The organism is Actinoplanes sp. NPDC048791 (assembly GCF_040650095.1).
Classification (GTDB): Bacteria; Actinomycetota; Actinomycetes; order Mycobacteriales; family Micromonosporaceae; genus Actinoplanes.
The window spans coordinates 1-7520 of sequence record NZ_JBEZGQ010000363.1 but is presented as its reverse complement, the minus strand read 5'-3'; the positions used below and the strand labels follow the sequence as shown (position 1 = coordinate 7520).

The 7520-nt window shown below is 71.2% G+C and carries 9 protein-coding genes; 5 read left to right on the top strand and 4 right to left on the bottom strand.

Translation table 11 applies throughout. From position 1 onward, the window contains the following. The 3 genes from AB0C29_RS24430 to AB0C29_RS24420 form a co-directional block, all read right to left on the bottom strand. Positions 1 to 216, bottom strand: a 216-nt coding sequence (locus AB0C29_RS24430; RefSeq protein WP_360824212.1) for a sigma factor, incomplete at its 3' end; no start/stop codon positions are given. Then, positions 216 to 623: a YciI family protein gene (locus AB0C29_RS24425; RefSeq protein WP_360824209.1), complete on the bottom strand. Its 408-nt coding sequence runs from the start codon at positions 621 to 623 to the stop codon at positions 216 to 218. The genes AB0C29_RS24425 and AB0C29_RS24430, both read right to left, overlap by 1 nt. 90 nt (positions 624 to 713) lie before the next feature. Further along, complete coding sequence (locus AB0C29_RS24420) at positions 714 to 1280, bottom strand: DinB family protein (protein ID WP_360824205.1); 567 nt, start codon at positions 1278 to 1280, stop codon at positions 714 to 716. Between the two features lie 72 nt (positions 1281 to 1352). Between AB0C29_RS24420 and AB0C29_RS24415 the strand changes: the two genes are divergently transcribed. Further along, positions 1353 to 1646 carry a hypothetical protein gene (locus tag AB0C29_RS24415; RefSeq protein ID WP_360824202.1) on the top strand — a complete coding sequence of 98 codons (294 nt, stop codon included), beginning with the start codon at positions 1353 to 1355 and terminating at the stop codon, positions 1644 to 1646. A gap of 39 nt (positions 1647 to 1685) precedes the next feature. Here the strand turns inward: AB0C29_RS24415 and AB0C29_RS24410 are convergent, their stop codons facing one another. After that, entirely contained in the window at positions 1686 to 2699 is a 1014-nt protein-coding gene (locus AB0C29_RS24410; protein ID WP_360824199.1) for a GNAT family N-acetyltransferase, read from the bottom strand. 205 nt (positions 2700 to 2904) lie between these two features. On the opposite strand from AB0C29_RS24410, the gene AB0C29_RS24405 reads away from it, so the two are divergent. The 4 genes from AB0C29_RS24405 to AB0C29_RS24390 all read left to right on the top strand — a co-directional run. Next, positions 2905 to 3675, top strand: a complete 771-nt coding sequence (locus AB0C29_RS24405; protein WP_360824197.1) for a polysaccharide deacetylase family protein — start codon at positions 2905 to 2907, stop codon at positions 3673 to 3675. After that, positions 3668 to 4798, top strand: a complete 1131-nt coding sequence (locus tag AB0C29_RS24400; RefSeq protein WP_360824194.1) for an aminotransferase class I/II-fold pyridoxal phosphate-dependent enzyme — start codon at positions 3668 to 3670, stop codon at positions 4796 to 4798. Before AB0C29_RS24405 ends, AB0C29_RS24400 begins: the two co-directional genes overlap by 8 nt. Beyond that, positions 4795 to 6102 carry a glycosyltransferase family 4 protein gene (locus tag AB0C29_RS24395; protein WP_360824191.1) on the top strand — a complete coding sequence of 436 codons (1308 nt, stop codon included), beginning with the start codon at positions 4795 to 4797 and terminating at the stop codon, positions 6100 to 6102. The genes AB0C29_RS24400 and AB0C29_RS24395 overlap by 4 nt, the downstream gene beginning before the upstream one ends. Then, on the top strand, positions 6089 to 7520 hold a 1432-nt coding region (locus tag AB0C29_RS24390; RefSeq protein WP_360824188.1), incomplete at its 3' end, for a polysaccharide biosynthesis tyrosine autokinase. The genes AB0C29_RS24395 and AB0C29_RS24390, both read left to right, overlap by 14 nt.

The following is a 7520-nucleotide window of genomic DNA, read 5'->3' as shown; positions in this document are numbered from 1 at the left end:
GCGGCGGATCGCGTCGATCGCCCGCCGCCGGGCCGTGGCCATCAGCCAGCCGGCCGGATTGGCCGGAGCGGCCCGCGGCCACGACACCAGCGCCTCGGTCACCGCCTCCTGGGCCGCGTCCTCGGCCAGCCCGAGATCACCGGTGAACCGGGTCAGCGTGGCCACGATCCGCGCCGACTCACTCCGCCAGACGGCCTCGACGTCGGCGGCGCCCATCAGACCCGGCCGCTGCTCTCGCCCTGCTTGACGAACTCCCCGCTGGCCTCGGGGACCTCGTCCTCCCCGGGCACCCGCCGCACCTCGATCTTGGAACCGGGAACGGCCGGAACCCGCTTGGCCCACTCGACCGCCTCCTGCTGCGAGGCGACCTCGACCGTGAAGTAGCCACCGAACAGCTCCCGGGTCTCGCCGTACGGCCCGTCGGTGACCACCGGGGCGCCCTCACCGAAGTGCACCACGGCCCCCTGACCGGGATCGTCCAGCCCCTCGGCGGCGACGTAGACGCCGGCCTTGACCATCTCCTCGATGAACTGCCGGGTGGTGGCCATCATCTCGTCGATCCGGGCCATCATGGCCGCGTTGGTCTCGTCGGTGCCCCGCATGATCAGCATGTACTTCTGCATGGCGCTCTCCTCGTGTGGCGGGTCGGTTCCGACCCTCGCACCCCCATGTCGAACGAGCGGCGAGCGGATCGACACGGCCCCGGGAGAAATCTAGCGGGCTGCCTGTGCAGCCCGCTCAAGCTTCGCGCGGTGGGTCGCGCGGGCGGCCGTGTCGACCTGTTCCTCGTGCTCGGCCCGCAGCCCGGTCCGGCCGTCGAGCTGCTCACGCAGGATGTCGGCGTGACCGGCATGCCGGGTGGTCTCCTGAAGGACGTGGATCATGACGCCGAACAGCGTGACGTCGGGCCGCGGCCACCACGGCACGTGGCCAGGCGCGTCGAGGGAAAGCTCTCCGATCGTCGCGTCCGCATGCTTCCAGGCACGCTGGTAGAAGCCGATGATCTGGTCGCGATGCTCCGCCGGGGTCGCCCACAGATCGCTGCCGTCCGCGTCCTGCCATCGTCCCAGCGGCTCCGGGGACGGGCGACCGAAGACCTCACCGAAATACCAGGCCTCACCGGTCGCCATGTGTTTCACCAGGCCGAGGAGATTGGTTCCCGTCGCCGTCAGGGGACGCCGGATGTCGTACTCGGACAGAGCGTCGAGCTTCCAGACCAGCGCCTCACGAACCGTTTTGAGCCGGTCGTGCAGGAAGTCCTTCGCGACATCATCGATCATGGCCACGACCTTGCCACGCGCCAACAACCAGAGCCGCCGCCGAGCTGGTACCAACCCGCTTACCATCTGCTCGTGGCTATCAGCGTCAGAGTAACCAGCAATATCGGCGAGATCCGAGGCAACGCCGGAGGAGCCGAGATCAACAGACTCTGCGAGCGGGCGGCGGCAGCCGGCATGCCCATGCTTGGCTACGTCGACGAGTACGACGACACCTACTTCAATCTCTCGCAGATGCGTCTTGTCATTCCTGAGCTTGAGCAACTCGCAGGATCAGCGTCACCGGACGAATCCGGGATGGCGCAACAACTGCTGGCTCTTGCCCGGATGGTTTCCATGCACGATCACATGATCTTCATCGGTGACTAGGGCTGCCCGAACCTGACCGACGGACGGACGGCTGCCGGGTCAGTGGCTCACCCGGGTCAGGCGGGCGACCGCCCGCTGCTTGAGCGCGAACCCCTCCTTGGCCGCATCGCGCAGGCCGGCCACCAATGGCGACCGGGACCGGCGGGCCCACGGCACCGGCACCTCGGTGGTGCCGTACTTGGCCTTGTAGGAGTTGCCGCCGACGAAGTCGAACTCCGTGACCCCGCGCTCCCTGGCCCAGCGCAGCGCATGCCAGATCAGCGCCTCGTTCGGGCGCAGGTGCTGGTCCTCGCGCCAGCTGGCGCCGCCCCAGAAGTACATCGTGCGGTGGTACCAGGGCAGGACCGCGGTGGCTATGCAGCGGCCTTCGGGGTCGCGGGCGCGCAGCAGCAGGATCTGGCCGGCCGGGGCGAGATTGCGGATCAGGGCGCGGACCCGCTCGATCGAATAGGTGGGCACCAGATTTTGTTTGGCGAATACGTCGCGTAGCTGATTGTAGAAATCGTCGGCGAATGCTTCGTCGTCCGGCTGCGCTTCTTCGATGACGACTCCGGACTTGGCCGCCTTGCGGATATTGCGCCGGCAGGCGCTGGCCATCGCGGCGAACAGGGTGTCCTCGGGTGGGCTCAGGTCGATCACCGCGGTCGGGGCCGCGGCCCAGCGCAGGCCCAGGCCCTCGAGGTCCGGCTCGGTCAGGCCGCGGTCGCGGATCTCCAGGTGGGCGCAGCCCAGCTCGCCGAAGGCGAACGGCATCAGCGCTTCCAGCGCGGCCCGGCGCGGCACCGCCGGGTCGAGGTTGAAGCCCACGTAGGACGTTGTCCAGCCGGCCATCGGGCTGCCGAGTATCCGCAGGCCGTAACGCTTGGTGACCAGCCCGGTGAAGTGCCCGACGGTACGCGGCCCGTCGGTGACCGTGGCCAGCACCGGCTCGGCGCGCTGGGTCTCGGCGACGAAGCGCAGCCACTGTTCGGTGTGGAAGATCAGGCGGTCGTCGTACGTCGCGCGGTCGGCCCAGAGCTCGGCCGTCGGCGCCACCCGTCGCAGTCGCAGCATGACTCTCCCCGGGCGGCTCGATAAAAGGCCCTGGGACGGAGGATGCCTCGCTGTCCGGCCATTTCGCAAGGACCGTCCGGACCCTTCTCGAATTGATGTGAACGCTTCTCACGTTCGTTATGACAATTGCTACTGACGCTGCCCGCCCCGCATTTGTCAGGGTGAACGGGACGAGGAGAAGTCGACGAGCGCAGGTGGGAGAAACATGGGATCGCCGACCACCGTCAAGCGACGGCTGAACGAGCTCGGACTGCGCAGCAAGCTGCGGGCCCGCCCCCGCGTCCAGGGCCGGGTGCTGGCGCCGGCCGGGATGTTCAAGCGGCTGCCGACCACCGCCGGGCTCTACTTCCCCTTCTACCACGACGTCCCGGCCGAGTACGCCGGCGACCTGCGCCGGCACCTGCGCACGTTCGGCCGCCTCGGCCCGCTGGTCTCCTGGGACGATGCGCTGGACGTGCTGGCCGGGCGCCGCCCGCTGACCGGGCCGATGTTCTGCCTGTCCTTCGACGACGGGCACCTGAGCTGGCGCGACGTGGTCGCCCCGATCCTGGCCGAGCTGGACGTGCCGACCACCTTCTTCCTCACCTCCGGGCTGGTCGGCCAGCCGGGCAACCTCACCTGGCAGGACTGCCGGGACCTGGCTGCCGCCGGGCACCACTTCGGCTCGCACACCGTCACCCACCCGCGGCTGGCGGACGCCGGTGACGACGCCGCCCGCCAGGAGATCGCCGGTTCCAAGTGGGAGATCGAGGACGAGCTCGGCGTCGAGGTGCGCGACTTCGCCGCCCCGTACGGCAATCCCGCCGTCGATTTCGGCAAGCGTGAGTTGCGCATCGTGCGCGAGGCGGGCTACCGCAGCTTCGCCACCACGTTGCGCGACGCGATGCACCCGGGCGACTCCCCGATGTGGATCCAGCGCCAGGGCCTGCACCCGGCCTGGCCGGGCTGGGCCGTACGGACCCGGGTCCATGACTGACGCCCGGATCTACCTGTCCCCGCCCGACGTCGGCGACATCGAGCGCAAGCTGCTGCTGGACGCCTTCGACTCCAACTGGGTGGCCCCGGTCGGCCCCGACCTGGACGCGTTCGAGGCGCAGGTGGCCGAGCTGATCGGGGTGCGGCACGCGGTCGCGCTCAGCAGCGGCACCGCGGCACTGCACCTGGCCCTGATCGCGGCCGGCGTCCGGCGCGGCGACACCGTGCTGGTCCCCTCGTTCACCTTCGCGGCCAGCGCCAACGCGGTGATGTATCTCGGCGCCCGGCCGGTCTTCGTGGACAGCACCGCCGACACCTGGAACGTCGACCCCCGGCTGGTCGCCGAGGAGCTGCAGGTGCGGGCCGCCCGCGGCCAGCTGCCGCGGGCCGTGATCGCCGTCGACATGTACGGCCAGTGCGCCGACTACGAGCCCCTGCTGGTGGCCTGCGACCGCTACGGCGTCGCCCTGATCGAGGACGCGGCGGAGGCCCTCGGCGCGTCGTACCGGGGTCGCGCCGCCGGATCGTTCGGGCTGGCGGGGGTGCTGTCGTTCAACGGCAACAAGATCATCACCACCGGGGGCGGCGGCATGCTCGTCACCGACGACGGCCGGATCGCGACCCAGGCGCGGTATCTGGCCACCCAGGCCCGCGAGCCGGTCGCGCACTACGAGCACCGCGCCGTCGGCCACAACTACCGGCTCAGCAACCTGCTGGCCGCCGTGGGCCGCGGCCAGGTGCAGCGCCTCGACGAGCTCATCGCCGCCCGGCGGCGCACCGCCCGGTTCTACCGCACCGCGCTGGGTGACCTGCCCGGGCTGACCTTCATGCCGGTGGCGGACTACGGCGTGCCCAACTGGTGGCTCACCTGCCTGCTGGTCGACACCGGCACGTTCGGCGCGGACCGCGACCGGATCATCGAGCACCTGGGCCGGCAGAACATCGAGGCCCGGCCGGCCTGGAAACCGATGCACCTGCAACCGGTGTTCCGCGACTGCGTCATGCGTGGCGGCGCGGTCAGCGCCGACCTGTTCCGCCGCGGGCTGTGCCTGCCCAGCGGCTCCGCCCTCACCGACCACGACCGGGAACGCGTCGTCGCGGCCGTGCGGGCGGTGGCCCGATGACCACGCAGCGAAGGGACGCCGGCGGGATGCGCATCGTCTACATCCACCAGTACTACTGCAACCCCACGATGACCGGCGGCATCCGCTCCTACGAGCAGGCCCGCCGGCTGGTCGCCCAGGGCCACACCGTGCACGTGATCACCACCGACATCACGCCGGGCAAGCGGTCGCTGGGCTGGCGGCGCACCGACGACGACGGCATCCAGGTGCACTGGTTCTCCGTGCCGTACTCGAACAACATGTCCTTCGCCCGACGGCTGCGCGCCTTCGCCGAGTTCATGGTCCTGGCCGCGGCCAAGGCCACCGCGCTCAAGGCCGACCTGGTCTTCGCCACCAGCACCCCGCTGACCGTCGCCGTCCCCGGCGTGGTCGCGGCCAAGCTGCGCCGGGTGCCGTTCGTCTTCGAGGTCCGCGACCTGTGGCCCGAAGTGCCGATCGAGATGGGCGTGCTGCGCAACCCGCTGGCCCGCCGGCTCGCCGGGGCCCTGGCCACCTTCGCCTACCGCAACGCCGAAGAGGTCATCGCCCTCTCGCCGGGCATGGCCGCGGGAGTCACCGCCCGCCGGCCGGGCACCCGCACCACCGTCATCCCCAACGCCGCCGACCTGGCGCTGTTCGACGTGGCCCCGGACGCCGTCCAGCGCTTCCGCGACGAACACCGCTGGCTCGGCGACCGGCCGCTGATCGTCTACACCGGCGCCCTGGGCGCGGTGAACGGCGTGGAGTACCTGGTGCGGGCGGCCCGCCGGATGGGTGAGACCGACCCGGACGCGCAGGTGCTCATCGTCGGGCACGGCAAGGAATGGGACGCCACCAAGCGGCTCGCCGCCGAGTACGGCCTGCTCGACCGCACTGTGCACATGTGGGAGAAGGTCCCCAAGGCCGACCTGCCGGTGATCCTCGGCGCGGCGACCATGTCGAGCAGTTTCGTCCGGCCGGTACGCGCCCTCTGGGACAACTCGGCCAACAAGTTCTTCGACGCGCTCGCCGCGTCCCGGCCGATCGCCGTCAACTACGGCGGCTGGCAGGCCGACCTGCTGACCGAGACCGGGGCCGGGCTGGTGCTGGACCCGTACGACGCCGAGCAGGCGGGCTCGGTGCTGGCCGCGCACCTCCGCGACGAGCTGTGGCTCAAGCAGGCGCGCGAGGCGGCCCATCGGCTCGCCGTCGAACGGTTCTCCCGCGATCTGCTGTTCGCGCAGTTCGAGGCCGTACTGAACCGGTCGGCGGCCGGCCGGAAACAGGGTCGCCGCGGCCCTGTCGGAGCAGGCGAGACGATGGAGAACCAGAGTGGAACTGCGTGAGTACGTGCGGGCCTGCCGGCGGCGATGGCTGTGGATCGTCGTACCGGTGCTGCTCGCCGCCGGCGCCGCGGCCGGCCTGAGCCTGACCGCCCAGCCGGCCTACCGCTCGTCGATGGTGCTGTTCGTGACGACCGGCACCGGTGACCCGGACTCCAAGGCGAGCCGACTCAACTCCTACATCGTGCTGCTCACCGGGCCCCGGGTGGCCGAGAGCGTGATCACCAAGCTGAAGCTGCCGATGACCACCGCGCAGGTGCAGGCCAGCCTGTCGGCGCAGGTCCAGGAGGGCACCGACCTGCTGGTGGTCTCGGCCACCAACGCGTCCGCCGAGCGCAGCAAGCAGATCGTCACCACCGCCACCACGTCGCTGGTCGGCCTGGCCAAGCAGCTCGACCCGCCGAGCACCGCCCCGGCCGACGGGCCGTCCCCGTCGGTGTCCATCGCGCAGAATCCGGTCACCACCGAGGTCCCCGGCAACCTGGTCCGCAACATCGGCTTCTCCGCGGTGCTGGGCCTGCTGATCGGCGCGGTCGCCGTCGCCGTCCGCGAGGCCACCCGCAAGACCATCGGCGAGGAGGACGACCTGCGCCGGCTCGGGCTGGGCACGGTCGGCCTCATCTCGCTCGGCGGCCGCTCCGGGCGCAACGGCCATCCGGACGAGGCGCTCGCGGAGGCGTTCCGGCGGCTGCGCAGCCTGCTGCCCGATGTCGCCGGCATGCACAGCGACGCCGGGCGCGGCACGTCGCTGCTGCTCACCGGGGCCCAGCCCAAGGAGGGCACCACCGCTGTCGCCTGCGGCCTGGCCATCGCCATGGCCGAGACCGGCGCCACGGTGGTGCTCGTCGACGCCAACCTGCGCAGCCCGGGGGTCGGCCGTTATCTGGCCCTGGACACCAGTCTGGGCTTGTCCGACGTACTGTCCGGCAGCGCGGACGTGCCCGACGTGCTGCAGGATTCGCTGGACGGCCGGCTGACGGTGCTGCCCTCCGGCGAGCAGCCGCCCGATCCGGGCGAGATCCTGGCGTCGCCGCGGCTGGGCGCGACGGTACGCGCCCTCACCGAACGCTTCGACATCGTGATCGTGGACGCGCCGCCGCTGCACGGCGTGGCCGACGCGGCCGTGCTGAGCAAGGTGACCGACAGCGCGCTGCTGGTGGTGCGGGCCAACCGCACCCGTACGGTCGACGTCGAGCGCTCGATGGACCTGCTGGAACGCGTCGGGGCCCGGCTCGCCGGCGCGGTCCTCAACGCCCTGCCGAAGAAGCTGCCCACCAGCGGCAACTGGCACCGCGGGGCCGAGGTGCCGGCCGCGTCCGACCCGGAGCTGGTCACTCAGCTGTTCGGCGCCACGGGCCAGGACGACCAGTTCGCCGGCCCGGCGGACGGCGCCGACGAGACCGTGACCACCCGGCCGGCCG